This window comes from Bacillus cereus group sp. BfR-BA-01524, assembly GCF_022662595.1.
GTDB lineage: Bacteria > Bacillota > Bacilli > Bacillales > Bacillaceae_G > Bacillus_A > Bacillus_A thuringiensis_S.
Genome location: NZ_JAKUDW010000060.1, coordinates 1 through 25,794 on the forward strand (window position 1 = coordinate 1; position 25,794 = coordinate 25,794).

Sequence of the window (25,794 nt, forward strand, 5' to 3'; positions counted from 1 at the left end):
AGAGCCATTGCCGCCAGAGCCATTACCGCCGGAACCACTGCCACCAGAGCCATTGCCGCCAGAGCCATTACCGCCGGAACCACTGCCACCAGAGCCGTTGCCGCTGGAACCACTGCCGTCAGAGCCATTGCCGCCAGAACCGCTGTCGTCAGAGCCACTGCCACCAGAACCGTTACCGCCGGAGCCGCTGCCACCAGAACCACTATCGTCCTGAGAACCGTTATCTCCTGGAGGTTTATTATTATCCTTTAAATTTCCTTCTGCAAAATGATCGCTATTTTGTACAATAGCGTTTGTTAATGGTTGGAAGTTTTCAGTTGCAGCATTACCGATATTTAAACCGCTAAAAAAAGATAAAGAGAGTGTTGATGCTAAAATGAAGATTTTCGTCATGGTTTTCCTCCTAAGAAATTAATATTCCATCTAAAATACATCCCTTTGTAATATTTCTTAGGAAAAAGAGTTTTATGCAAAAAAAACTATATATAGAAAAAGGTGGTGTATTTGTCAAAGCAGAAAAGAGTTAATGTAGATTTCCTACAAATAGTAGAGGCGGAGAATTTACATTCATAACGGTAGAGGAAGTGGCAGTAGATGAAAGAGTACATAGCGTTTGATATTGGCGGTACGCAAATTAAGTATGGCATTGTTTCAGAAATAGGGAGAGTATTAAAGTGTAAAACAGTTGCAACAGAAATTCATTTAGGCGGAGAACAAATTATTCAAAAACTTATATATGTATCCAAAAAAATAATGAATGAACATACTATTGCAGGAATTGGTATTAGCACTGCGGGAATTGTTGATATTAATAAAGGAATTGTGACGGGAGGTGCGGATCATATTCCGGGATATAGTACTATTCCTATTATTGATAGGTTGCAAGAGATATTAAAAGTTCCAGTATCGATTGACAATGATGTGAATTGTGCAGCGTTTGGAGAAAAGTGGAATGGTAGTGGAAGAGAGAAAGCGAACTTTATTATGCTCACCCTTGGAACAGGGATTGGGGGAGCGATTTTTATAGATGGAGAATTGTACCGAGGCCATTCATTTAGTGCTGGTGAATGGGGGAATATGTTAATAGAAGGAAAACCGTTTGAAGAGGTTTCCTCGATTTCAGGATTAATTCGTCTTGTCAGAAAATATAAAGGCAAAGGCGAGTGGAATGGGAAAAGAATTTTCGAGTTGTATGATAAAGGAGATCGGGAAGTTGCTCAAGCAGTTGGGATCTTCTTTAAACATTTGGCAATCGGAATTAGTAATCTTGCTTATATTTTCAATCCAGAAACGATTATTATTGGTGGAGGAATTACTGATAGAGGAAATGAGTTTTTAAAAGAAGTAAAAGAAGAGGTCAGTAAATACTTAAATCAAGAGATTTATAATAATTGTGAGATTGAACTTGCACAAAACGGTAATTGTGCAGGAATGATTGGTGCTATTTACCACTTCTTACATCATCATAAGTAAATTATATGAATGTTTTCATATAACTGAGAATTTATCCTTTTTATCGCTAGGTAAATAATGCTACAATATAAGAGAAGAATACAATATTTTCCGATTTGGAAAATGCTTTGTAGAAAGGGAGAAACTTCATGCCTATTATTTTAGAAAAAGGTCAAAAGATCGATTTAACGAAAGGACAACCAAAAGTAGCAAAACTACAGGTTGGCTTAGGCTGGGATCCAATTGGGCAATCAGGTGGATTTCTGTCTTCATTATTTGGAAGTAAACCAAATGTAGATTGTGATGCATCTGTTGTTATGTTAGAAGGAGATCGTTTTTTAAACAAAAATGATTTAGTTTACTTCGGAAATAAACTTTCTACTTGTGGTAGTATTATTCATTCAGGAGATAATTTAACAGGCGAAGGCGCTGGTGATGACGAAACAATTTTCGTAGAATTACATAAAGTTCCAAGCCGTATTAATCGTTTAGTATTCGTTGTAAATATTTATGACTGTGTAAATCGTCGTCAAGATTTCGGGATGATTCGTAATGCATATATTCGTATTCAAAACCCGCAAACTGGTGAAGAATTAGCACGCTATAATTTATCGGATAATTATGCTGGCAAAACGACTCTAATTGCAGGTGAAATGTATCGTCACGGAAGTGAATGGAAGTTTTCAGCAGTTGGAGAAGGAACACAAGATAAAAACTTAAGTGAGATTGTATCACGTTATCAATAAAATAACCGAGGAGGAATTGTATATGGCATCAATTTCATTGAAAAAAGGACAAAAGGTAGACTTAACAAAAACGAATCCAGGTCTTTCGAAAGTTCTTGTAGGACTTGGTTGGGATACGAATCGTTATGACGGACAAAACGATTTCGACTTAGATGTTAGTATTTTCTTAGTAGGTGCGAATGGTAAAGTTTCAGGAGCTGAAGATTTCGTCTTCTATAATAATCCAAAAGGTGCGAATGGTTCTGTAGAGCATTTAGGAGATAACCGCACTGGCGAAGGTGAAGGCGATGACGAAGCGATTAAAGTAGATTTGAAAAATGTTCCTGCTCACATCGAACGTATTTGTTTTACAATTACAATTTATGATGGAGAAGGCCGTAGCCAAAACTTCGGACAAGTTTCTAATTCTTTCGTACGTATTCTTGATGAAGAAAAGAATGCAGAATTAATTCGTTACGATTTAGGAGAAGATTTCTCTATTGAAACAGCCGTAGTAGTAGGTGAATTATACCGTCATGCAGGTGACTGGAAATTCAATGCAATCGGAAGTGGATTCCAAGGTGGATTAGCGTCTCTATGTAATAACTTTGGTTTAGATGTAGAGTAATAGATTTGATTTATATATCCATCGGTGAAATGCGTGTTTACCGATGGATATATTTTTAAAGATAAAAATATAGAGGTGAATATAGATGGTTATTCAATTACAAAAAGGACAGAAAATCGATTTAGGCAAGACAAGCCCTGGTTTAACAAAAGCAGTAATTGGTCTTGGATGGGATATTAAATCTTATGACGGTGGATCAGATTTCGATTTAGATGCATCTGCCTTTTTATTAGATGCAAACGGAAAATGTACGAAGGAAACTGATTTTATTTTCTATAATAATTTACAGTCTCCTTGTGGATCTGTTTTACATACAGGAGATAACCGTACAGGCGAAGGCGAAGGCGACGATGAGCAACTTGTTGTAGATTTGAAGAAGGTTCCAGCAGACGTTCATAAAATTGCTATTACAGTTACGATTTATGATGCAGAAGGCCGTAGTCAAAACTTTGGGCAAGTAGGAAATGCATTTGTTCGTTTAGCAAATGAAGAGACGAATGAAGAAGTTCTTCGTTTTGATTTAGGGGAAGATTTCTCCATCGAAACAGCAGTTGTCTTTTGTGAATTATACCGTCATAATGGACAGTGGAAGTTTAATGCAGTAGGAAGTGGATTCCAAGGTGGTTTAGGTGCGCTTGTAAGAGCGTATGGCTTGGATGCATAGAAAGGAAACGATATTCGTTTCCTTTTTTTGACCTTTCTATAAATCTAGCAAAGAATAGGGGATAAAGGTAAGATGAGTATTTTGCAAGGAATCCTTGATACGTATGCTCAGTTTTTCGACTTGGACATGTGGATTAAAGTGTTGCAAGATCCAGTATCTTGGGGATTAATAGGTACACTTGTTGTACTTGAAGGGTTGTTATCTGCTGATAACGCACTTGTGTTAGCGGTAATGGTAAAACACCTTCCGGAAGAAAAACGTAAAAAAGCATTATTCTATGGACTTATTGGAGCTTATGTGTTCCGCTTTATTGCGATTGGAATCGGGATGTTCTTAATTAAATTAGCATGGGTAAAAGTGTTAGGTGCACTTTACTTAGCGTGGCTTTCAGTTAAATACTTCATTGATAAAAGAAAAGGTAATGCAGAAGAAGAGGAATCTCATGGTATGAACCAAAATAGTATTCTCTTCAGAATGTTCGGTGTCTTCTGGGGAACAGTTGCGATGGTTGAATTAATGGATATCGCATTCTCTGTAGATAGCGTACTTGCTGCATTTGGTGTATCTAATGAAGTTTGGATTTTACTATTAGGCGGAATGCTAGGTATTTTAATGATGCGTGGTATCGCTGGTGTATTCTTAAAATTGTTAGAGCGTATTCCAGAACTTGAAACGACAGCATATATTTTAATTTTAATTATTGCAGCAAAAATGTTATTGTCTGTTATTCATATTGAAATAAGCCATACAGTGTTCTTCATTATTTTAGTTGTAGCATTTGGAGCAACATTTATACTTCACTACATGAAGAATTCTGGACAAGCTAAAGAAGAAGTTGCAGTTACTAAAGAAGACAATAAATAATTGAAATGGGTTTGCTCGTTTTGCGAGCGCCCATTTTTTATAACCAAAAATAGTTTATAATAGAAGAAGGACTTAGAAAAAACGTAAATGTTTTTGGAGGTGAACTGTTGTGTTTTCACGTTTTACACTTCAACCATATGCATTAAAAGATGAATCAGATTTAAAGCAATTTGAAGCGCTTTTAGAAAAACGCCCACAATATGAGCTGACAGAGAATGAGATGAAATTTAGTTGTATAGCATGTCGAACCCTTGGCGTTCCTAATGATGTAGATGAATATTTTAATGAACTGTTTGATTATAGTGAAGCGAAAGGAATCGAAGTTTTACACGAACAAAATTTAAACAAAGTGATTGATTCAGAAAAGCTTCGTCATATTCAAGAAGTGTTCGTATTACATCAAGAAGCACCAAATGGTCTGACAGTAAATAGGTTAGTTGCACACTTATCTGGGAAACAACTTTTACCGAAAGTAGACAATCCTGATTTACAGCATTACATACATACGACGTTTATTTCAGTATTGAAATTATATGAGAAACAACATAATCAGTCGTTAAAGACAGAAGGCTTCCGTCGTTTCTTAATCGACATAATTAAACTAAGCGAAAATTACGTAGCGAAGTGGTTTTCTACGATTAATTATAAGAAACAGATGCCGCGTATCGTTTGGTATGGTGATGCACAGGAAAGCCGTATATATTTCTTATATTTTCTTATTATGCTCGGTTGTGATGTGCTTTATTATCACCCCGAAGGAAAAGATGGATTTGAAAATATTGATGAAGAGGGAAGAACTTTTATTGTGTCTCATCCGGGTCGCATTTCTCTTGAACCATTCCCTGATCGCCGCCGCGAGCGTGTTGCAACAGTAGCGTATCAAGCTTCGAAAGAAATTGAACAAGTACTTCACCACGATAATTCACTATTATATAAACCGTGGCAATTCCGTTCGTATACACCTGTAGCACGTACGTTAAAAACGACATATGATGAACTCTTTTTAATTACGAAAGAAAAGGCATTTGTACGTCCAACATTCTTTGTTGAAAATAAACATATTTATATTCCTTCTTTATTTGCGAAAATATCAGGCGTTTCAAAGAATGATAAAGAATATTTTCAACGATTAAAGGCTGTTACATCATTTGATAATAGTTTATTAATTAATACATTCCCGTTTACGAAAGAGCAGAAAGCAAATTTCCAATATCATTATCGAGATGCATTGGACCGAGCTGGGAAATTACATCCTGATCTAATTATGAATAGCCATTGGTGGCCGCATAAGCGTTTACCGGAAGGTTTACAACATGGGATTGCAGAGGCGATTATCCATACGTGCGAAAGTGAAATGTGCAAACCAATTGCGAAAGAAACGAAACAAGAGGTAGCGCTGTATGTTTTTGCACAACTTTCTCAAATACCACCCAATATTTTAGAACAGCTTGAGAAATTTGATTATTCACAAGATGTACCGAAAATTGTTATATTTAATAATGAGAAGAGCGGAGAATTAACTCGTTCTGACGCTGTTTTATTACTATTTTTGAATCAAATTGGAGTAGATGTATTCCATTTCAATCCTACGGGCAGAAACGATATTGAACCGTATGTTGAAGCAGGAGCATTTGATTCCCATTGGCTTGAAGAAGTTAATTTCGATCTTGAGTTTCATGGTTCATCAGCCTATAAAAATTTATCACAAACAATAAAAGGACTATTTCGTCCATTTTTATAAGGAAAGGGAGAATACCATATGAATAACCCAGTCGTACTAGATTCGAAAACTGAATTGAATGAGCAAACCGCACAAGATGTTCGCTTGCAACTTAGACAAGATGCAGATGTGCAACGTATTTATAACGCAGTAGATATTAAAGATCAACTGGAATTAATTGAACTTGGAAAAGAACCTTCTATGGAAATTTCACGTTTCGCTGATCAAATTTTACATACAATGTCTCTGTCAAAGATAGAAGATTCTGGTGAATTGTTAAAGCAACTTGGTAAAATTATGGACAGATTTGATAGTAAAGACTTTGCGGAAGAGAAAAGTGGTTTCTTCTCGCGCATGTTCAAAAAAGCGGATAAAATGATAGAACAAATCTTTAGTAAATATCAAACGATGGGCCGCGAAATTGATAAAGTTTATGTGGAAATTACGAAGTACCAAGATGAGATGAAAAAATCAATTGGTACGTTAGATGGCTTATATGAGCAAAACTTAAAATATTATTTAGACTTAGAGAAGTACGTAGTAGCAGGAGAAATGTTATTAGAGCGTTTAAATACAGAATTAGTTCCGATGTATGAAGAACGCGTGCGTAATAATGATCAATTAGCAGGTATTGAATTAGAGTCGCTTAAAAACTCGGTTGAAATTTTAGAGCAACGTATTGATGATTTAGAAAAAGCACGTATGGTTGCGCTACTTACAGCGCCGCAAATTCGCATGATTCAACGTGGAAATAATAAATTAATTGGTAAAATCAATACAGCATTTATTACGACGATTCCTATCTTTAAAAATGGTATCATTCAAGCAGTAAATGCGAAACGTCAAAAGCTTGTTGCAGATTCTATGGCTGAACTTGATCGCCGTACAAATGAATTACTTAAGAAAAATGCACAAAATATCGCAACGCAAAGTGTAGAAGTAGCGAGATTATCAGGTTCTTCTAGTATTAAAATGGAAACACTTGAGGAAACTTGGAACATTATTTCAAGAGGTATGCAAGAAACACAACAAATTGAAGAACAAAATAAACGTGAGCGTGAAGAAAGCCGCAAGCGTATGGCTACATTAACAGAGAATATCAAAAAAGAATTACAAGGATAAATGAAAAGGCAATGAGGAATAGTCCTCATTGCCTTTTAGTTTCTCTTCACTAATTTAATAATCTCATTCACAACAAGTGGAATGATACTTAATAAGAGAACGAATCCCCAATCTCGCATTGTTAATGCATGTACACCGAATATATTTGCAAGGGGCGGGATGGAGATGATACAAACTTGCATAAGAACACCGATAAGAAGGGAGAAGACTAAATATTTATTTGTAAAGATCCCAATTGAAAAAATCGATTTCGTTCTTGAACGCAAGTTAAATGAATGAACGAGCTGAGAAAAACTAAGAACGACAAATGCCATCGTTTGGGCATGTAATAGAGCATCGTCATCAATTCGTTCAGGGAAAAGAGGGAATAAATTTGTATCTCCAGTATAGAATTTTGCTCCGGCGATAAAAGCTATTAGCGTTAAAAGTCCAATGACAAGTCCATTGAAAACAAGAAAAGGAACGCTACCACTAAATAAGCTTTCTTTCGCATGTCGTGGTTTTTCCTTCATCACATCTGGATCTTCAGGATCAACCCCAAGTGATAATGCAGGCAGTGTATCTGTAATTAAATTCACCCACAAAATATGAATAGGTCGTAGTGGTGTTGCCCAGCCGAGTAAAATGGCTAAAAATAAAGCGATAATTTCTCCGAAGTTACAAGAGAGTAGGAAGAGAATTGATTTTTTTATGTTACGATAAATATTTCTACCTTCCTCAACAGCTTTCACGATAGATGAGAAATTATCATCTGTTAACACAACATCTGCTGCCCCTTTTGCAACGTCTGTTCCTGTAATGCCCATCGCTACGCCGACATCGGCTTGCTTTAAAGATGGTGCATCATTGACGCCATCACCAGTCATAGAAACGATATTTCCTTTCGCGCGTAATGCCTTTACAATTTTCACTTTATGCTCTGGAGAGACTCTAGCGAATACATTTAAATGATTAATTTTGCTAGCTAGTTCTGTATCAGCAATGTTATCTAATTCAGTTCCAATCATAATTTCAGATATTTCTTCAGCAATGCCGAGTTCTTTAGCAATTGCAAAGGCGGTATCTTTATGGTCACCAGTAATCATAACTGTGCGAATGCCGGCTTTTTTACATTCTGTAATTGAATCTTTCACTTCAGTTCTTGGCGGATCAATCATACCGACAAGACCGATAAAGATGAGATTTTCTTCAAGATGATTTATATCCACATCGTTTGAATTGAATTGTTTAAAGGCGAATGAAAGTACTCTTAAAGCTTCTTGAGACATTGCCCTGGCAGCTTCTAATATTTGATTTTTATCAACCTCTGTTAGACCCTCGATTTTACCGTTTTTAAATATGTGGGTACATCGAGGTAAGAGCTTATCAATAGCGCCTTTCGTCATGCTATAGTAGTTTTCATCGTATGTATGCACGGTTGACATCATTTTACGATCTGAGTCGAAAGGCAGCTCGTTAACACGTTCATGTATCGTTTCTAAATGATCTTTTTGCATATTAAAAGTGCTTCCGGCCACGAGAAGAGCAATTTCAGTCGGGTCTCCGGTTTGTGATTCGTTATTGTAAGACGCATCATTACATAGCACCATATTTTCTAACAATAGACGTTGTGCATCATTATTTACATTTAAATTTTCTAAGTGATCGTATGTGTTATCACTATAAAAGTGAGTAACGGTCATTTTATTTTGCGTTAACGTACCTGTTTTATCTGAACAAATAATTGTGACAGAACCGAGAGCTTCAACAGCTGGTAGTTTTCGAATGATAACGTTTTGTTTAATCATACGTTGTACACCAATTGCAAGAACGATGGAAACGATAGCTGGCAAGCCTTCTGGAATAGCTGCAACAGCTAAACTAATAGCAGTCATAAACATTTCTAACGTATCCCGGCCTTGTAAAAATCCGATGAGGAACATAACGATACAAATAGCTACAGCGACAAAGCCTAAATATTTTCCGACTTGTGCTAAGCTTTTTTGAAGTGGTGTCATATCATCGTCTGCTTCATGTAAAAGGGTAGCAATCTTACCAATTTGTGAGTTCATTCCAGTTTCAACAGCAACACCGACGCCTCTTCCATATGTCACAAGAGTAGACATAAAGGCCATGTTTTTTTGATCGCCAAGTGGTACTTGCTCATCACTTTGCATAGAAGCGTGGTAGATTGTATCTTTATCAACAGGGACAGATTCACCAGTTAGAGCAGATTCTTCAACTTTTAAATTTGCGGTTTCGATAAGGCGTAAATCGCATGGGATATATCGTCCGGCGTCGAGCATAACAATATCCCCTGGAACGACGTGCTCAGATGGAATTTCTTTTAGTTCACCATTTCTCTTGACGATAGCTTTTGGTGTTGCCATTTTTTTCAATGCCTCTAAAGCTTGTTCTGCTTTCGATTCTTGAACAACACCGATAACAGCATTTAAAACTACAACGAGCGCGATAATACTGGCATCCGCCCATTCACCTACAAAGGCAGAAATAAGGGCAGCTATAATAAGGACATATACGAGGACGTCATTAATTTGGGCGAAAATACGCTGCCATAAAGTGCGTTTTTGTTTTGTAGCTAATTCATTAGAACCGTATTGCTTTAAACGTTCACTTACAATCTCATCTGTTAAACCGTGTTGTTCGTTTGTTTCTAGGTCAATTAATGTTTGATCTTTCGTCTTACTGTACCAATTGCTCATAAGTAAGCACCTCCAGTAAAAACAGTTAGCAATGGTAGTGTTGCTATTATTTGTGAGTAGTATGTATGGAGAAAAAATCTAAGGTGAGGTTCTACTTCTATTGTACAATATTTTACAGTTGGTTGAGGGAAAGAGAAGAGTTGTCATGAATTTGTTGGAAATAAAAAAGAGCCTCATATAAGTGAGGCTTTTTTACTTTTTAATTAATGTACCTAATTCTTCTGTAATAGCTTGCATTTCACTAATGCTGAATGTTTCACGTTTCATAACATGATCATAAATGTCACGTAAATCTTCGTACATTTCTTCGTTAAAACTAGCAGCTCTCATCGCTCCAGCATTAACCATACGTAATTTTTCTTTAATAGCTTCGACCATGTATTCAACGTTTTCTTCTGACTTTACGGATAAATCCACCGAAGTGTCCCCCTTTAAAATAACATAAGGCTATCTTAACATTTTTTATCATTTTCGTTAATGAATCTTTTCAATCCTATTAAATTAGTAGGGATTTCCTTTATATTTCATAATTGGTTGTTTATACTATAAGTATATATGAAGAAATGCACCAAGAAGGGAAGAAACAAAGACATGGTTCAAGTATTGTTTGTTTGTCTTGGGAACATTTGCCGTTCTCCGATGGCAGAAGCAATTTTTCGAAATCTTGTCGTAAAAGAGGGACTTGAAGAGAAAATTGTCATTGATTCTGCAGGAACAGGAGATTGGCATGTTGGTCATCCGCCACATAAAGGAACACAAAAAATTTTAAAAGAAAATGCAGTCACTTTTGAAGGAATTAAAGCAAGGCAAGTAGAAAAAGAAGACTTAACAAAGTTTGATTATATTATTGCCATGGACAACAAGAATATAGCAGATTTAAAAAGTTTAGGTAAAACTGGAGGCTATATTGGTAGGCTGTCCGACTTTGTTCCAGACGGTGGCTGGACAGACGTTCCTGACCCTTACTATACAGGGAATTTCCAAGAAGTATATGACCTTGTAACAGAAGGGTGTGCAAAGCTATTAGCTTTCATTCGAAATGAACAAGGAATATGAGGAAGCTTAGAAAGAAATACTTTCTAACATAAGAAATGAAAGGGTGAAGGAATATGGCAAAGAAAAATAATATTGCTCGAAACATTGCGATTGGTGTAGCTGCAGGTGTAGCGGTATCCATGTTAAAGAAAGAAAACCGTGAAAAAGTAAAAAATACAGCAGAAAAAGCAAAAACAAAGATGATTGAAATTGGTGAAAATGCAAAGATCAAAGAAAAAGTGCAAACTGTTACAGATAAAGGACGCGAACTTGCTGATTTCAATGTGGTAAAAGCGAAAGTAGCAGAAATTAAAAAATTAACGCCATCTGTTGTAGAGACGTTAAAAGAAACGAAAGAAATTTTTAGTAAGAAAAAAGTTGAGCCAGAAGAAAAGCCAGAAACGATTGAAATTCAAGCTGTATCTCCAAAGGTAGATGAGCTGAAAGCAGAAGAAGAGCCAGTAGTTGCTGAAGATGGTGGTATGAAAGAAGCGCGTGAATTATTTATGAAAGACTCAAATGCAGTGGAAAAAAAAACTGAAGCGTACATTGAGTTAAAGCAAGATAAAGAAGAGAAGAAAAGCGTTTAAACATATATGAAAAAAATTTTAGAAAAGGTGAGAAGAAATCGTACTTATTCGTTTGGTAAAGATTTATATGACCGGACGATGCGCGATGATGTAGCGGGCTTGGCAGCACAGCTCGCTTATTTCTTCTTGCTTGCAATTTTTCCTGGGCTCGTTTTCTTAATTACGCTTCTTGGATTTATTCCCATTCAAACAGAGGATGTGCTTAGTTTATTAGAGGTTTATGTACCAGATGATGCAATGAACTTAATTGAGGTAAATGTAGATAAAGTTGTAAACCAGCAAAATGGTGGTTTATTATCATTTGGTCTATTATCCATGTTATGGTTTGCCTCAAATGGTGTTAATGCGGTTATGAATGCTTTTAACCGCGCTTATGACGTGAAGGAAACACGTTCTTTTATTACAACAAGAGCGTTATCAATTGTGTTTACATTAGCTATTATTTTTATGATTGTCTTTGCGTTAATTGTTCCGGTATTCGGACAAGTTATTGGAGCAGCAGTGTTTAAAGCACTCGGTTTATCAGATAGTTTTTCTTTCGTATGGAGCATTACACGATTAGTAGCGAGTTTCTTCGTACTATTTGCTTTGTTTAGTTTCTTATATACATTTGCACCAGATCGAAAGTTAAAAAGAAGAGAAGTTATTTCAGGGGCGTTATTTGCTACTGTAGGATGGATTGTGGTATCTTACTCATTTGCTTATTATGTAGATAAGTTTGCGAATTACGCCAATACATATGGTGGTCTCGGTGGTATCATTATTTTAATGTTATGGTTTTATTTAACTGGATGGGTAATTTTACTTGGCGGTGAAATTAATGGTTTACTCCACCATTATAGAACCGGTGACAATAATTCCCGTAATGAATAATGAGCTCTTGTTCCATAATAAAAAGGAACAGGGGGGATATTTCATGAGTAATAATAAAAAGAACCATAATAATAAAAGTAATAATAAACAAAAGAGCAGTTCGCATCCAAAGCATAAAACGAGTAGCAGTGCGAACGGTCATAATAGCTATCATTAAAAAAAACGGGTCCTCTATGAGGGACCCGTTTTATTTGCTTCCTTTTAATAATCGTAAGCCATTTAAAATGACAAGAATCGTACTTCCTTCGTGGCCAATAACACCGAATGGAAGAGCTAAAAATTGCAAGAAGTTTGAACAAATTAGCATCGCAATAACAGCTAGCGAAAAGATTACGTTTTGCTTCACAATACGGTTCATTCGTTTTGATAGACGGATCGCTTGAGAAAGACGAGATAGTTCGTTCTTCATCAGTACAACATCCGCCGTTTCTAAAGCTACATCTGTTCCTTCTCCCATTGCGACACCAATGCTAGCAGTAGCGAGTGCAGGTGCATCATTTATACCGTCTCCGACCATTGCTACTGTACCGTATTTTTCTTTTAACTTTTTAATCGTTTCAACTTTTGTTTCTGGTAAACATGATGCGTAATATTCCTTTATATTACTTTCAGAGGCAATTGCTTTTGCCGTTTCTTCATTATCTCCAGTAATCATAATTGCTTCGACACCAATGCTTTGTAAATCGCGAATGGCAGCTATTGTTTCTTGGCGAAGCGTATCTTTTAAAGCGATAAGTCCAAGAATGCCTCCTTCATCACTAATATAAACGACAGTTTTACCTTCCTTTTCAAGTGAGGCAGAAATACCATTATGAAATGTCTTTGTTTCTTCACCGATAAAATCAGCTTTACCTATTTTATAAGCGTTGTTTTCGAATACTCCTTTTAGCCCAAAACCAGTTACATCTTCAACCTTTTCTGGTTTTATTAATGTAATGTCGTACGCATGTTGTGCATATTTAACAATGGATTCAGCTAAAGGATGTGTAGAGTGACTTTCAATTGATGCTGTAATGGAAAGCACTTCTTTTTCTGTCATATTTTCTCGAACATATACATCTGTTACGGTAGGTTTTCCTTCTGTTAATGTTCCTGTTTTATCAAAGGCGATTGCTTTTACTGAAGCGAGGCGTTCTAAATGAATGCCACCTTTAAAGAGAATTCCATTTCTCGCTCCGTTAGAAATTGCAGATAACGTTGCTGGTGTAATGGCAGCAACGAGTGCACAAGGAGATGCGACTACAAGTAAGATCATAGCGCGATAAAACGTTTCATTCCAGCTCCAGTCAAGTAAGAAATGAGGAACGAACATCATAAGCGCAACAACGAGTAGTACACCTTTTACGTATGTTCCTTCAAACTTTTCGATGAATAGTTGTGATGGTGATTTTTCACTTTGTGCACTTTGGACGAGACGGATAATCTTTTGGAATAAGGTTTGATCGCTCGGCTTCGTAATTTTAACTTCGATAGCACCACGTAAATTTACAGTACCTGCAAATACTTCATCGCCATGTCTTTTCTCATTTGGAATAGGTTCTCCTGTGATTGCTGCCTCATCGATATTTGTTTCACCGTTATGAATCGTACCGTCAGCAGGAACACGTTCACCTGGTTTAATTAAAATAATGTCGTTAATTTGTAACTCTCCAACAGGAACACGTTCCTCAGTTCCGGTGGAAATACGTAATGCTTCTTCAGGTTGTAAGTCAAGAAGAGCAGAAATTTCTTTTTGGCTCTTACTTAACGTATAAGATTCCATAGCACCGCTGAGTGCAAAGATGAAGATTAAAATAGCCCCTTCTGCCCAGTAGCCAATAATTGCAGCACCAATAGCTGCAAAGAGCATTAGCATTTCAACATTTAGCTCTTTTTCTTCAATTGTATCTTCAATTCCTTCTTTTGCTTTTGCATATCCACCAACTATATAAGCAAGGATATAGCAAGTAATACCTACATTCATTGCATCGTTCTTTGTGAATAACCAACCAACTAAAATAAAAATACCAGATGCTACTGCAAATACAAGTTCATAATGTTTTTTTAACGTGTCCCATAGAGAGGGATGAGAAATTGTTTCTTTTGCGTGTAACGTTTTTACTTCTGAGTTCATTACTACTCGCTCCTTCCGAATTCTTATTGAGAAAAATAATCAAAATCGAAACCCCTATAAAACGACGAAAGCTGCCATCCATAATGGATAGCAGCATTTCTGTTGAATCTGTTTTTAATAGTTATTATGTTGTAATTATTCTATAGTATATCATATGTTTTTATGAGATGGTACGGTTTTGTTTTAAGTATAAACGGAAAACTTGTGTTTTCGCAATTCCTCTGGTATATATGAATATTGTTCATAAAAAGGTCGGAAAGGAAGACAACAAGTGAAGACAGAGAAATTTTTTACCCATCCGATTGGCGTATTTATTGCTGCAATAGTAGCAACTTTTTTATGGGGAAGCGCATTTCCTTTTATTAAATTAAGTTATGTTGAACTTGGAATTCAACCACAAGAAGTTGGAGAGCAAATATTATTTGCTGGTTATCGTTTCTTGTTATCTGGGGTAATGCTTGTATTCTTTTTTAAAGTGTTAGGGAAAGATATGAGTTTCAAAAAAGGAACGGGGAAACAGTTAATACAAATTGGTTTATTCCAAACGTTTCTTCAATATATCTGTTTTTATATTGGAATGAGTTATAGTTCAGGAATTGAAGGAGCTATCATTTCAGGGACATCATCATTCTTTCAAATTTTACTCGCCCATTTTTTATATAAAGATGATGCTCTCAATATGAGAAAAATAATTGGGGTATTGATTGGTTTTTGTGGTGTCATTTTAGTGAATGTGCCGAGTGATGGTAGCTTATCATTTCATTTTGGAATCGGAAGTTTATTACTTCTTAGTGCAGCAATGCTGTATTCATATGGAAACATATTAGCGAAAGAAGGTAGTAAAACATTAGATGTTGGTTATATGACAGCATACCAAATGATTTTTGGTTCTATAGGATTATTATTTATAGGGGCTTTGCAAGTTGGAGTAATGCCATTTACATTTAGTCTAGATGCACTACTTATGCTGATTTATTTATCTTTCTTATCTGCAGCTGGTTTTTGCATTTGGAATACAATTATGAAGTACAATAAGGTTGGAAAAGTATCTATGTATATGTTCTTTATACCCGTATTTGGTGTGCTATTATCAAGCATGATTTTAGGTGAAGCAATTCATTCATTTGTGTTACTCGGTTTAGCATGTGTAGCCGCAGGAATTATTGTGGTAAATCGGACGCCAGCTAAGCAAAAAATAGAGCAAGAAAAACAAGTAGCATAGAATGCAGAAAAGCGATTACAATGGAAGAACAGTACTGTTCTTCTTTTTTTATAGAAAAAGGATAATAGACTAAGTGTAACGAAAAAAGATACAAAAAGCATTTATTGAGGAGAACATATTATGAATCTACTTTATGTGGTGTTAATTGGGCAAATACTTCTTTTTTTTATTGGTGCAATTTATGCAATGCGACAGACAAAAAGAACGAAAGATAATATGCCGTTACCTTTAGCAATCCGTCTTATTCTTAGTTTTTCTTTAACAGGTAGTGCAATTTGGATATGGTTACAAGATCCATCTGTAGAGTATAGTACGTGGGTTGCACTTGGTATGACTTTATCGACTGTGGGAGATTTGTTTATGGCTGGGCTGATTCCAATTGGTCATCGATTAATTGGTGGGATGGTTACTTTCGCCCTTGCTCATTGTTTTTATGTAAAAGCATTTTTGCAAACAGGAATTTCATGGAATGGTTTTTGGATTGGCTTACTCGTATATGGGCTCTTTCTAATTGTAGGATGGTTCTTCTTTATCCGAAATGATAAACAGGATAAATTGTTTACGATAGGAGCTCTAATTTATGGATTGTGGGTTGGAGGAATGGCTTGCTTTGCATTCGCCTTATATTATGAAAATACAGGAATATGGTGGATACCAGCGTTTGGTGGCTTACTGTTTGTAATTTCTGATTTCATTATTGGCGTGACAGATATCGGAGGGCGTAAATTGAAGTATGAGCCACTTTGGATTTGGTTTACATATGTAGCCGCTCAAATGTGTATTGTATATGTGGGATTATAAAAAGATACTCTCAAAAATAGTGGATAGACTATTTTGAGAGTATCTTTTTTGCTTGTTTAATTTAATCAGTATTTCTATTTTGGAATTTCTAATATTATAATTTTATAATTCAGAATTTTGTAGAAAAATATCAGTCGTATTATTTATAATAAAAGTAAAAAGATGATGAGATGGTGAAATGATGCAAAAGAAAAAACGTTGGCGTGAATTCTTTGGAACTATTGCAATTGCATGTTTATTGGTGTTTTTGGCGAAAATTTTTGTGTTCTTTCCTACGACGGTAAAAGGAGCATCCATGAGACCAACGTTGCAAGATGGAGATAAGGTGATTGTTAACAAGTTAGCAAAACAATTTGAAAGCTATGGGAGAGAAGACATTATTGTTGTGAAAACAGATAATTTTTATGTCAAAAGAGTGATTGGATTGCCAGGGGATATTATTGAGATGAGAAATGATCAATTATATGTGAATTCTGAAGTGAAAGATGAAGAGTATTTGGATAGTAATAAAAAACAAGCAGAAAAAAAACTTCTGAATTTAACAGAGGACTTTGGACCGATTACAGTTCCTAAAAATAAGATTTTTGTTATGGGAGATAATCGCTTAATAAGTAAAGATAGTAGAAATGGTTTAGGTTTTATTGATAGAGAAGATGTGTTAGGAAAGTTAGCAGGCATTTATTATCCGTTTGAACATATGAAAATAATAAAGTGAAAAAACCAAGCAAATTTTAGTTTGCTTGGTTTTTTTGTTAAACAGTAGGAGATTCGTTAGATACAAAGATATCTTCATGTTTCTTTGTAGTACTTAAAACGAATTTATGTTGTAGCAATTGTAGTTTAAATAACGCTAAAGGATCATGATATGTTTCTGGATTGCTTCTTAGCGTTGCTAATGTTTGTTCATCTTCCTGTATCTCAAGTTGAGCTGCATCCACATTTTGTTTCAATATGCTAAGTGGATCTTTAAAGAACATCATGATATCACGTTCTAATGCCCCTTCAAATACTTCAAATTGTAGGAAGAATTGTTTTGAAATTGTGTGAGCAATTTCTGTATAGTCTTCTGTTTCAATGTATTGTTTATATTTGTTGGCGAGCATAGATTGGTTTTTTTGCATATTACCAAATAATTTCCCGGCACTTTTTAAGAAAAACTGTGTCGGTGTAAAGCGCAATAAAATATTGATGTTCGTTACTGTAATTCGATTTGTCATTCGTACAACATCTCGATTCCAATCATCTAATAATTTGAAATCGCAAGGAAGTTTCATACGTTCTTCTTTATATAATTTATTAAATGTTTCACTCATTTCATCTAAATAAGCTTGAGCTTGAATAAATTCATTATGTGCTGTTTCAATCCATTCTTGAATAGACCCAGTAAATTTAGGAAGAAGTACCTGTTGTACATGCTTTTGAACTCGTTCATTCATTGCAGCATTTAATTCTTCATGAACTAGTTTGAAATCACTATCTTCTTGAACAAGATCAGAGCAACTCTGTAATAATTCAGGAATTTGAGAATGTATATCTCGTGTAATTTCTTCTTTCGTTAAAAGATAGGATTCGGTAATAGAGCGAATTTTATCTTTTTCAAGAGCAGTAAGGTTATTAATAAATCCAGTAAGTTTCACTGAGATGTGTTTATTCCAGCGTACGGATTTTACTAATGTATTTTCTAATTCCACACGTTCATTTATTAGATAAGCAATTGTTTTTTGCGTAAACCATATTAGCTTTTCTATACGTTCTTTTTCTATGTCGCGTTTTGCAAGATTAGAGAGAATAGATTCTGTTACATCTCCAAGTTGCTGGCTACTCTCTTGCGAAGGAGAGTATGGGAAGAATTGTGCATCTGGAAAATGTATTTTAAGCTTACTAATTAGTTTTTCATTAGTAGTCGTATTATTTGTATGTAATACGAAGTGAATTTGTAAGTTTGGTACTTGTTCACGTAAATAAATTAACGTATCAATTTCTTCACTATGCAATGGTGAAGAAGAATTTAATACGTAAACAAGGCTATCTGCTGTTTGTAAGTATTCAAAGTATGCATTGTTTTTATCCAATTGTCCTTGAATGGCTGGTGTAATAAGAAATGTAAACTTATTTTTTCTTAAAAATCTACTTGGTAGCTTAATTTCTATACATTTTTTCTCAAGTTCTGACTGAGCAGATGTAGCCGTTATTTGATGGAATTCATCAAGGTTAGGGATATTACGTATATCTAACTCGGTAAATTCTGTTATTTCAGTTTGACTAGCGTCTTTAAATAGAATAGGAGTTGTTAAAGTTTCAGTTAAGATGTTCTCTCCTAATATTGAATTGACAAATGACGTTTTATCATAGTCACTAGTTCCAGCTATTAGTAGTGGTGTGACATTTAAATCACATAGTTCATGGACGAGTAGCGTAAATTGATGACTTAAATCTACATCATTTTTCTCAGCCCACACAGCGATTGTTTCGAATAAATGAGAAACTGTTTCCATATTTACATCTGCTTCAGCTGATGTATTAGAAAGTAAGGATCCAGCACTTTTTACGAGTAATGATTCTAAAGTTGTAGGTGAGACTTCATTCCATGCTAACACTGCTGCAGAGACAACTAGAGAATCTTTTGCTTTCGTTAAACTGAACCAATTTGTTAATAGATTTGGTACAAGTCCGTTTAATTCATGCATAAAATGATTTCCGGTAATTAATGCAAAGTATGTTTCTTGATAGCGAGTAGAAATTTCATTCCAATCGTCATTATTGTCTGTTTCAATATGCAAGAATAAATGATTAATACTTTGAATCCAAGGAAGGTATAAGGATTCATGTTGGTAGCTATTCCAAAGAGCAATAACAAGTTCTTTAAACTGAGCTTGATCAACAGCATATAGAGCTTTTAAAGACTCATAGAAATATTCAGGCTTAATATTTCTAGTAAATCCTTTGTTTATGTAATTTATTAACGTATCAAACCAGTGTAAAGATTGTGTTCGAATACCTTCTTGAACAGCTAGTTCGATAGCATTGTTCCAATCTTCTTGTTTTTCATAGAAAGAACGTGCAATTGCAGTAATATTTGGGTAATCCGGTTGGAATGCAACAGCTTCACTAATCGTCTTAAAAGCAAGTCCTAAACGATCTTGTTCGATATAAAGAGAAAGAAGTTGTAATGAAACCTCCATCGTAAGAGTTGTATCTTCTGTTTGAATAGATTGATAAATTTCTTCTGCCTTTGGTAAGAATCCTAGTTCAAAATAAGCATCTGCAATATTTTTTGTTGCCCAAAGTGCAAGAGCATTATTAACTTTTTCCCATTTAAATATAGCTGCTTCAAAATCTTTATTTTGATAATAAAATTCACCTTGAGCAAATCGAATATTAGAAATGTTGGAGAATTCATTTTTAGATTCATTTATATATGCTTCACCGAGTACTTCCGATGCAGGAGTAGAAGTTTCTTCTGTTAAAAATGTTTTATAGTAAACTTTTTGAATAAATTGATTTTCAATGGTCATGTTCGTTCCCCCCTGTATAATTTAGAAAAATGATGTTGTATGTAAAAGGGTTCATGTTCTTTTAATAGGTAGAAGTTGTATTATATAGACCAAACTATGTTTTTGCTAGATATATCATTTTTCTTGAGAGTTAAACCGTTGCGAAAAGTAACTTTCCTTTATTGTAACAAAAAAACACGCATGTGAATTTTTATTTTTTATCAGGACATTTGCAGGCAGTAAGAATCTAATCTCAAAATTAGTGAATGTAAGTGAATTATGTCGGAGGCGAGATACCTGTAGAAGCCTGATTGAAGTAAGCTAATAATCAGTAGAGGATGAAGAAAACCCACGCGGATTGAAGTTTAATTTTATCTCTGTTAAAGGAACGAATAGAAGTAGAGTTCATTATAAAAACAATGTATAGTGAATATGTATACCATGTTTGCCTTAAAGATAGAACGGGTACAATGTGGAATAACGATCGTGCATAGGATGTGTCTTCCGAATGGAACAACATATTGGCGAGTTAATCGCGCATTATGGGTATTTTGGAATTGTTATAGCCTTGGCTGGTGGGATTGTCGGATTACCGATACCAGACGAGTTTTTATTGACCTTTGTTGGTTATAATGTTTCAAAAGGAGTTATGTCAGGAACCGCTGCTTTTTTAAGTGGGATGGCTGGTGCGATGTTAGGGATTACGTTAAGCTACATATTAGGTTTAAAACTTGGGCTCCCTGTTTTAAAGAAATATGGGCCGAAAATTAGAATTAAAGAACATCACATTGAAAAAACACATATTTTATTTGAAAAATATGGGCCATTTCTTTTAATGATTGGTTATTTTATACCGGGAGTACGTCATTTAACAGCATATTTTGCTGGGGTATCAAATTTGACACTTTGGCGTTTTTGTTTGTACGCTTACGGTGGTGCGCTCATTTGGATAAGTGTTTTTATTGGGCTTGGCTGGAAGTTAGGCGAGAAGTGGCGCTTCGTTGAGTATAGTTTACATCATTATGGAATATGGATTTTATTAATTTCAGCAGTTGTTACATGTGTTGTATGGTTTTATATAAAGAAAAAGAAAAACCGCTAATAGCGGTTTTTTTAGCTGAAAGCAATAAATAATACACCAGCTGTAATAAAGACTACACCAACGCCGGTCATAAAGTTTAACTTTTCACCGAGTATAATCATAGCGAGAATGATAGAAAATACGACGCTTAATTTATCGACAGGAGCTACTTGTGAAACCTTTCCTGTTTTGAGGGCAAGAAAATAAAATAGCCATGACGAAGCACCTGCAATCCCACTTAATGTGATAAATAGCAGTGCTTTTTTATTTAGCAGTACGTCGCCGATATTTTGAAATTTACCTTGTATGATAATAACGCCTATCATAAATAATGCCATAATAATAGATCGAATTGTTGTTGCAACGTTTGCATCGATTCCGTCTAAACCAAACTTTCCAAAAATCGATACAAGGGCAGCAGCAATTGCTGATAATAGTGCAAATAAGAGCCACGAACTCATAGTAAAATTCCTCCAATCTTACAGTATTATACATGAAAATGATTCTCATGTATAAAGTTGAAGCAATTGAGATTTATAGGAAGCACGACTTCAACTTAACTTCTTGCTCCACCTGAATTTTAAGGTGGGAGTTTTAACGTCCGCAAATAGTGGGCTAAATAACGAAATAATCCCCACCTTATATTTTTTATAAGGTGGGGATTATTATACTACTCTGCAATTTCCTCATATAAAAAGTACGTTACATTATAAATATGTTCTACTTCATCGTCTGTCATAAACAGTAATTCGTCACGCTCAATCCCTTTTTTCTTTTCAATAAACTCAATCATGTTTTTGCGTTCTTCTCTCTTTATCAATTTTATTTCTCCTCTCAATCTGTTTTAATACAGTTTATTTAAGTTACTGCTATTATATAACAGAATCTTTAGAAAGTTCCACCTATTTTATTGTTTTTTTCAAAAGAACTTTTCGACAAAACAAGCCCACCTAAAGGGGGGCTTGTTTTATTTTATAGTCGTAAAAACTCAGGCTCCGTCGTACCGGCACCATCGATGTAATAAATTGTGTCGGGATTGATTTTTATCAATACGTAATTAGGGTCTTCAGGACCGAGTAACCAACGTTTTAAGCTATTATTCCAAAACTTATTTTTTAATGTCGAGTCTTCCTCGATTGAAGCTAACCCTTCAACTTCAATATAATCTTCATCTAATTTTTTACCTTCTCGTCCGAGTAATACATGGACATTAGGATTGTTTTCAATATCTGTTATCTTTTTTGATTTCCGATCTGTTGCAATATATAACACAAAATCTTCGTGGAAAAACATCATAAAGGCACTATGAGGTTTGTTTTCACGTACAGTAGATAATACACCAGTTCGTTGACCGCATATAATAGTTTCAATTTTTTCTTTTAAATGCATGCTTTTAGCCTCTTTTCATACTTTGTAGTTTTCTTCGTCTAAATAAGAATGAAGTATCTTTCATACTCTTTTCATCAACATGATTTTTTAAACGTAATTGTGATGAAATCGGACAAGTTAGGAGAAGAATAATAATAATATTGAGGAGAAATACATACGATGGAAGGATGAAAAGCATGTTTAATAAAATATTTCTTATAGTAGCGCTTATAGGTGTACCACTGTCTGTACTTGGAAAAACACTTCATTGGCCAGAAACAATTATGTTCGCTGTGTATTGTATTACGATTATCGCATTGGCTGGTTTTATGGGGAGAGCAACAGAGAGTTTAGCAATTGTTTCTGGTCCTAGAATAGGTGGATTATTAAATGCTACTTTCGGTAATGCTGTTGAACTTATCATTTCAATTTTTGCACTTCAAGCAGGGTTAATTGAAGTGGTGTTAGCTTCTTTAACGGGTTCGGTACTTGGAAATTTATTATTAGTAGGAGGACTATCCTTCTTTGTAGGTGGACTTAAATATAAAAGGCAAAGCTTTAACGTTTACGATGCAAGGCATAATTCAGCTTTATTAATATTTGCTGTTGTCGTGGCCTTTGTTATTCCAGAGATTTTTTCAATGAAGATGGACGCTGGCAAGACGTATCAATTAAGTATAGGTGTTTCTATTATTATGATTATCATGTACATTGCTGCATTACTATTTAAGTTAGTTACGCACCGTGGTGTATATCAACATAAAAGTGACGAAGTAGCGCATGAAGAAGAGCCAGAGTGGTCGAAAGGGAAAGCACTCCTTATTTTAGCGATAGCAACACTGGCGGTAGCTTATGTATCAGAGGCGCTCGTGCATACTTTTGAAACTGTTGCAAAATCATTTGGTTGGTCAGAATTATTTATAGGGGTTATTATCGTTGCAATTGTTGGAAATGCAGCGGAACATGCATCTGCAATTATTATGGCTTATAAAAATAAAGTAAATATTGCAGTCGAAATTGCAATAGGTTCTACATTACAAATCGCCATGTTTGTTGCTCCTGTATTAGTATTGCTATCTATGTTCTTCGCGCAGAGGATGCCTTTAGTATTTACCATACCAGAACTTGTGTCTATGATTACAGCCGTTTTCTTAACGATTGCGATTTCCAATGATGGAGATACAAACTGGTTTGAAGGCGGCACTTTACTAGCGGCGTATGTCATTATGGGAATTGGTTTTTATTTATTATGAAAAATAGGCATAACAATTGTGCTCAGAGAAAACAATAAATGAAGTAGTATATATACCTTTACATAGGAAGGAGCCAGACAGGTGAAACGAGTATACAGCATATGTCTTTCAACTATGGTCTCGTTTATTTTATTATTTCCTAACATGAGTTTTGCAAAGACAACAGTAGGAACAAAAATGCCTTCATCTGTTTTAAATATTTCAAAAGACAATACATTTCCAAATGATGCGCAAGATTTGCCACGTTTACAGCCGAGTAAGTTTGCTCAAGAACTATTGAAAACAGCTAATATTAAAATTGAAAATCCAGACTTAATTCGGATATTTAATGAAACGACAATTTCAAATGCGCCGCTTGCAGTAGGGTATCGGGCAAAAATTTATTTAGGTCAATGGGCTTTACATTATGAATCAGTAGACACATCGATTAATTGGGAATATAAACAAGTGAATCGAAATGTGTATGATAATCGCGGAGGAGACCGTTTGTATCCACTTCGCTATAAGCAAGAAACACAAAAGACGGTTGAAGGCGATTTAACAGCAGATATGAAAGATGCTGCAGATGTGAAAAAAATGATGCTTCTCAAAGCGCTTGAAAAAGTACAATTGCCCCTTTCGTTTAAAACAACTATTGGTTATGGTACTGGACATGAGCGTGTGTATAATATTAGTCCGAGTCAACTCGGATATTTATACGCTTATACACCAGCAGTAAATGAAAAGGGAAAAGTAACATTTGGAGAAGTGTATCTTGTATTAAAGGGAAATCAAAAAAGACTTGTTGTGAAAAATATTACTTCTCAAGGAATTGGAGCGGCGATTCCAATTCATGATCATTTATTTTTTAAATTCATTTCTTCTTCCCACTCGCAATAACATAAAAAAACGTCAGCTTATAAGCTGACGTTTTTTTATAATGTAATGTTTGCTGTTTTTGATAAGAAATCTTCTGTCGGATAGTAGCTGTTTTTTACAAGAACATTTGGTCCAAGACATTTTACTGCAGGACAGTGACAGCTTAATGATTTTGCTGTTTTTGAAGCACTCCATTTGTCGTACGCTTCTTGTAATGTGTTTGTTTGTATGTTTCCTAGAAGTGGAACATCACCAAAGTCCGTCACAATAATATTTCCATCGAAAATATTTACATTTAAACGAGAACGGCCATCTGGATCATTACGAACAGTGACATTTTTGCTCTCTTGTAATTTTTTAAATGTGGCAATGTCTCGCTCGTCATCGCTACAAGCATAGAAAGGTAAAGTTCCAAACAACATCCATACATTTTCATCGCGAATTTCTAGTAAATGCTCAATCGCATTACGAATTTCAGCTTTTGTTAAAATCTCTAGATTACTCGCGAAGTCACTTGGATACATTGGGTGAACTTCATGACGTTTACAGCCCATCTCTTCGACGATTTGGCGGTGAATATGTTCAATATGTGGTAGAGTTCTTTTGTTTAACATTGTTTCGGCCGATACAAGTACACCTGCATCTGATAGAGCCTTACTATTTGTAATCATTCTTTCGAATAATTTTGCACGTTGTTCGTAAGTAGGTTTACGCTCCATCATTGCAAATCCACCTTCAACGAAGTCATCAATTGTTCCCCAGTTATGAGAGATATGCAACACGTCTAAATAAGGAATAATTTGTTCGTAACGTGCTAAATCTATAGTTAAGTTAGAGTTGATTTGAGTGCGAACGCCTCGTTCATGGGCGTATTTTAAGAGTGGTGTTACATAGTTGTCGACGGATTTCTTTGAAAGCATAGGTTCTCCGCCAGTAATACTTAAAGAACGTAAATGAGGAATCTCATCTAATCGTTTTAATAAAAGATCCATCGGAAGCGGATTTGGGTCTTTCGGCTGTAACGTGTAACCAACAGCGCAATGCTCACAGCGCATATTGCATAACGTCGTCGTTGTAAATTCAACATTTGTTAATAGTAGTTTGCCGTACTCTTCAAGGTCCATATACGCTTCCCATGGATCGTAAGAAGGAGTAATCGGCTTCATTTTTTGTGATATCGTCATATGAAATACTCCTTTGACTATTGAAATAACAATTTGTCCATTCTC

General features: G+C 35.2%; 24 protein-coding genes and 1 pseudogene. 16 read left to right on the top strand and 9 right to left on the bottom strand.

Annotation, left to right across the window (positions count from 1 at the left end; genetic code table 11):
• A pseudogene (locus tag MR170_RS20180) lies at positions 1-393 on the bottom strand (LPXTG cell wall anchor domain-containing protein); the annotation flags it as partial.
• A gap of 201 nt (positions 394-594) precedes the next feature.
• Between MR170_RS20180 and MR170_RS20185 the strand changes: the two are divergent.
• From MR170_RS20185 to MR170_RS20215, 7 genes are all read left to right on the top strand, one after another.
• A complete protein-coding gene (locus tag MR170_RS20185; protein WP_242309037.1) occupies positions 595-1,473 on the top strand; it encodes an ROK family protein in 879 nt (292 codons plus the stop codon).
• A gap of 128 nt (positions 1,474-1,601) precedes the next feature.
• Positions 1,602-2,198 carry a TerD family protein gene (locus MR170_RS20190; RefSeq protein WP_001121586.1) on the top strand — a complete coding sequence of 199 codons (597 nt, stop codon included), beginning with the start codon at positions 1,602-1,604 and terminating at the stop codon, positions 2,196-2,198.
• A gap of 22 nt (positions 2,199-2,220) precedes the next feature.
• Positions 2,221-2,805, top strand: a complete 585-nt coding sequence (locus MR170_RS20195; protein WP_016083657.1) for a TerD family protein — start codon at positions 2,221-2,223, stop codon at positions 2,803-2,805.
• An 85-nt stretch (positions 2,806-2,890) separates the two neighbouring features.
• Positions 2,891-3,469 carry a TerD family protein gene (locus MR170_RS20200; protein ID WP_000236649.1) on the top strand — a complete coding sequence of 193 codons (579 nt, stop codon included), beginning with the start codon at positions 2,891-2,893 and terminating at the stop codon, positions 3,467-3,469.
• 72 nt (positions 3,470-3,541) lie between these two features.
• A complete protein-coding gene (locus tag MR170_RS20205) occupies positions 3,542-4,333 on the top strand; it encodes a TerC family protein (RefSeq protein ID WP_016083656.1) in 792 nt (263 codons plus the stop codon).
• Positions 4,334-4,442: 109 nt separating this feature from the next.
• Complete coding sequence (locus MR170_RS20210) at positions 4,443-6,074, top strand: YceG family protein (RefSeq protein ID WP_242309038.1); 1,632 nt, start codon at positions 4,443-4,445, stop codon at positions 6,072-6,074.
• An 18-nt stretch (positions 6,075-6,092) separates the two neighbouring features.
• Entirely contained in the window at positions 6,093-7,175 is a 1,083-nt protein-coding gene (locus MR170_RS20215; protein WP_001064413.1) for a toxic anion resistance protein, read from the top strand.
• Positions 7,176-7,210: 35 nt separating this feature from the next.
• On the opposite strand, the gene MR170_RS20220 is transcribed toward MR170_RS20215, so the two are convergent.
• Positions 7,211-9,877 (bottom strand): cation-translocating P-type ATPase, encoded by a 2,667-nt coding sequence (locus tag MR170_RS20220; protein ID WP_242309040.1) that lies wholly within the window; start codon positions 9,875-9,877, stop codon positions 7,211-7,213.
• Between the two features lie 192 nt (positions 9,878-10,069).
• Positions 10,070-10,294: a DUF1128 domain-containing protein gene (locus tag MR170_RS20225; protein ID WP_000366196.1), complete on the bottom strand. Its 225-nt coding sequence runs from the start codon at positions 10,292-10,294 to the stop codon at positions 10,070-10,072.
• 174 nt (positions 10,295-10,468) lie between these two features.
• On the opposite strand from MR170_RS20225, the gene MR170_RS20230 reads away from it, so the two are divergent.
• Genes MR170_RS20230 through MR170_RS20240 form a run of 3 tightly spaced genes read left to right on the top strand, consistent with a single transcriptional unit; the run spans position 10,469 to position 12,375 of the window.
• Positions 10,469-10,933 (top strand): low molecular weight protein-tyrosine-phosphatase, encoded by a 465-nt coding sequence (locus tag MR170_RS20230; protein ID WP_000250916.1) that lies wholly within the window; start codon positions 10,469-10,471, stop codon positions 10,931-10,933.
• A gap of 53 nt (positions 10,934-10,986) precedes the next feature.
• Positions 10,987-11,502: a DUF4075 domain-containing protein gene (locus MR170_RS20235; protein ID WP_001085388.1), complete on the top strand. Its 516-nt coding sequence runs from the start codon at positions 10,987-10,989 to the stop codon at positions 11,500-11,502.
• 6 nt (positions 11,503-11,508) lie between these two features.
• Complete coding sequence (locus tag MR170_RS20240) at positions 11,509-12,375, top strand: YihY/virulence factor BrkB family protein (RefSeq protein ID WP_016083653.1); 867 nt, start codon at positions 11,509-11,511, stop codon at positions 12,373-12,375.
• 187 nt (positions 12,376-12,562) lie between these two features.
• On the opposite strand, the gene MR170_RS20245 is transcribed toward MR170_RS20240, so the two are convergent.
• Positions 12,563-14,488, bottom strand: coding sequence for a heavy metal translocating P-type ATPase (locus MR170_RS20245; RefSeq protein ID WP_098139474.1), 1,926 nt, complete (start codon positions 14,486-14,488; stop codon positions 12,563-12,565).
• 271 nt (positions 14,489-14,759) lie between these two features.
• On the opposite strand from MR170_RS20245, the gene MR170_RS20250 reads away from it, so the two are divergent.
• The 3 genes from MR170_RS20250 (at position 14,760) to lepB (ending at position 17,226) form a co-directional block, all read left to right on the top strand.
• Positions 14,760-15,710, top strand: coding sequence for a DMT family transporter (locus tag MR170_RS20250; RefSeq protein ID WP_043935345.1), 951 nt, complete (start codon positions 14,760-14,762; stop codon positions 15,708-15,710).
• A 120-nt stretch (positions 15,711-15,830) separates the two neighbouring features.
• Positions 15,831-16,511 carry a lysoplasmalogenase gene (locus MR170_RS20255; protein WP_016083650.1) on the top strand — a complete coding sequence of 227 codons (681 nt, stop codon included), beginning with the start codon at positions 15,831-15,833 and terminating at the stop codon, positions 16,509-16,511.
• Positions 16,512-16,689: 178 nt separating this feature from the next.
• Positions 16,690-17,226, top strand: coding sequence for a signal peptidase I (lepB, locus tag MR170_RS20260; protein WP_016083649.1), 537 nt, complete (start codon positions 16,690-16,692; stop codon positions 17,224-17,226).
• Between the two features lie 37 nt (positions 17,227-17,263).
• Here the strand turns inward: lepB and MR170_RS20265 are convergent, their stop codons facing one another.
• Complete coding sequence (locus MR170_RS20265) at positions 17,264-20,026, bottom strand: tetratricopeptide repeat protein (RefSeq protein WP_242309041.1); 2,763 nt, start codon at positions 20,024-20,026, stop codon at positions 17,264-17,266.
• A 487-nt stretch (positions 20,027-20,513) separates the two neighbouring features.
• Here MR170_RS20265 and MR170_RS20270 point away from each other — a divergent pair, with 487 nt between their 5' ends.
• A complete protein-coding gene (locus MR170_RS20270) occupies positions 20,514-21,107 on the top strand; it encodes a DedA family protein (RefSeq protein ID WP_000434876.1) in 594 nt (197 codons plus the stop codon).
• Positions 21,108-21,118: 11 nt separating this feature from the next.
• Here the strand turns inward: MR170_RS20270 and MR170_RS20275 are convergent, their stop codons facing one another.
• From MR170_RS20275 to MR170_RS20285, 3 genes are all read right to left on the bottom strand, one after another.
• Complete coding sequence (locus MR170_RS20275) at positions 21,119-21,547, bottom strand: EamA family transporter (protein WP_000100295.1); 429 nt, start codon at positions 21,545-21,547, stop codon at positions 21,119-21,121.
• A 209-nt stretch (positions 21,548-21,756) separates the two neighbouring features.
• Positions 21,757-21,903, bottom strand: a complete 147-nt coding sequence (locus MR170_RS20280; protein WP_000817786.1) for a BH0509 family protein — start codon at positions 21,901-21,903, stop codon at positions 21,757-21,759.
• A gap of 155 nt (positions 21,904-22,058) precedes the next feature.
• On the bottom strand, positions 22,059-22,475 hold the full coding sequence (locus MR170_RS20285; protein ID WP_016083647.1) for a pyridoxamine 5'-phosphate oxidase family protein: 417 nt from the start codon (positions 22,473-22,475) through the stop codon (positions 22,059-22,061).
• A 176-nt stretch (positions 22,476-22,651) separates the two neighbouring features.
• Here MR170_RS20285 and cax point away from each other — a divergent pair, with 176 nt between their 5' ends.
• Both cax and MR170_RS20295 read left to right on the top strand, forming a co-directional pair.
• Complete coding sequence (gene cax / locus MR170_RS20290; RefSeq protein ID WP_000482131.1) at positions 22,652-23,707, top strand: calcium/proton exchanger; 1,056 nt, start codon at positions 22,652-22,654, stop codon at positions 23,705-23,707.
• A gap of 81 nt (positions 23,708-23,788) precedes the next feature.
• Positions 23,789-24,586 carry a YfkD famly protein gene (locus tag MR170_RS20295; protein ID WP_242309042.1) on the top strand — a complete coding sequence of 266 codons (798 nt, stop codon included), beginning with the start codon at positions 23,789-23,791 and terminating at the stop codon, positions 24,584-24,586.
• Between the two features lie 35 nt (positions 24,587-24,621).
• Here the strand turns inward: MR170_RS20295 and yfkAB are convergent, their stop codons facing one another.
• Positions 24,622-25,749 (bottom strand): radical SAM/CxCxxxxC motif protein YfkAB, encoded by a 1,128-nt coding sequence (yfkAB, locus tag MR170_RS20300; protein ID WP_000156025.1) that lies wholly within the window; start codon positions 25,747-25,749, stop codon positions 24,622-24,624.
• Positions 25,750-25,794 lie beyond the last annotated feature (45 nt).

Bases quoted from the DNA above. Each gene is read 5' to 3' on its own strand.
- MR170_RS20185 (WP_242309037.1), top strand. From the start codon at position 595: ATGAAAGAGTACATAGCGTTTGATATTGGCGGTACGCAAATTAAGTAT.
- MR170_RS20190 (WP_001121586.1), top strand. From the start codon at position 1,602: ATGCCTATTATTTTAGAAAAAGGTCAAAAGATCGATTTAACGAAAGGA.
- MR170_RS20195 (WP_016083657.1), top strand. From the start codon at position 2,221: ATGGCATCAATTTCATTGAAAAAAGGACAAAAGGTAGACTTAACAAAA.
- MR170_RS20200 (WP_000236649.1), top strand. From the start codon at position 2,891: ATGGTTATTCAATTACAAAAAGGACAGAAAATCGATTTAGGCAAGACA.
- MR170_RS20205 (WP_016083656.1), top strand. From the start codon at position 3,542: ATGAGTATTTTGCAAGGAATCCTTGATACGTATGCTCAGTTTTTCGAC.
- MR170_RS20215 (WP_001064413.1), top strand. From the start codon at position 6,093: ATGAATAACCCAGTCGTACTAGATTCGAAAACTGAATTGAATGAGCAA.
- MR170_RS20220 (WP_242309040.1), bottom strand. From the start codon at position 9,877: ATGAGCAATTGGTACAGTAAGACGAAAGATCAAACATTAATTGACCTA.
- MR170_RS20230 (WP_000250916.1), top strand. From the start codon at position 10,469: ATGGTTCAAGTATTGTTTGTTTGTCTTGGGAACATTTGCCGTTCTCCG.
- MR170_RS20235 (WP_001085388.1), top strand. From the start codon at position 10,987: ATGGCAAAGAAAAATAATATTGCTCGAAACATTGCGATTGGTGTAGCT.
- MR170_RS20240 (WP_016083653.1), top strand. From the start codon at position 11,509: ATGAAAAAAATTTTAGAAAAGGTGAGAAGAAATCGTACTTATTCGTTT.
- MR170_RS20245 (WP_098139474.1), bottom strand. From the start codon at position 14,488: ATGAACTCAGAAGTAAAAACGTTACACGCAAAAGAAACAATTTCTCAT.
- MR170_RS20255 (WP_016083650.1), top strand. From the start codon at position 15,831: ATGAATCTACTTTATGTGGTGTTAATTGGGCAAATACTTCTTTTTTTT.
- lepB (WP_016083649.1), top strand. From the start codon at position 16,690: ATGATGCAAAAGAAAAAACGTTGGCGTGAATTCTTTGGAACTATTGCA.
- MR170_RS20265 (WP_242309041.1), bottom strand. From the start codon at position 20,026: ATGACCATTGAAAATCAATTTATTCAAAAAGTTTACTATAAAACATTT.
- MR170_RS20270 (WP_000434876.1), top strand. From the start codon at position 20,514: ATGGAACAACATATTGGCGAGTTAATCGCGCATTATGGGTATTTTGGA.
- MR170_RS20275 (WP_000100295.1), bottom strand. From the start codon at position 21,547: ATGAGTTCGTGGCTCTTATTTGCACTATTATCAGCAATTGCTGCTGCC.
- MR170_RS20285 (WP_016083647.1), bottom strand. From the start codon at position 22,475: ATGCATTTAAAAGAAAAAATTGAAACTATTATATGCGGTCAACGAACT.
- cax (WP_000482131.1), top strand. From the start codon at position 22,652: ATGTTTAATAAAATATTTCTTATAGTAGCGCTTATAGGTGTACCACTG.
- yfkAB (WP_000156025.1), bottom strand. From the start codon at position 25,749: ATGACGATATCACAAAAAATGAAGCCGATTACTCCTTCTTACGATCCA.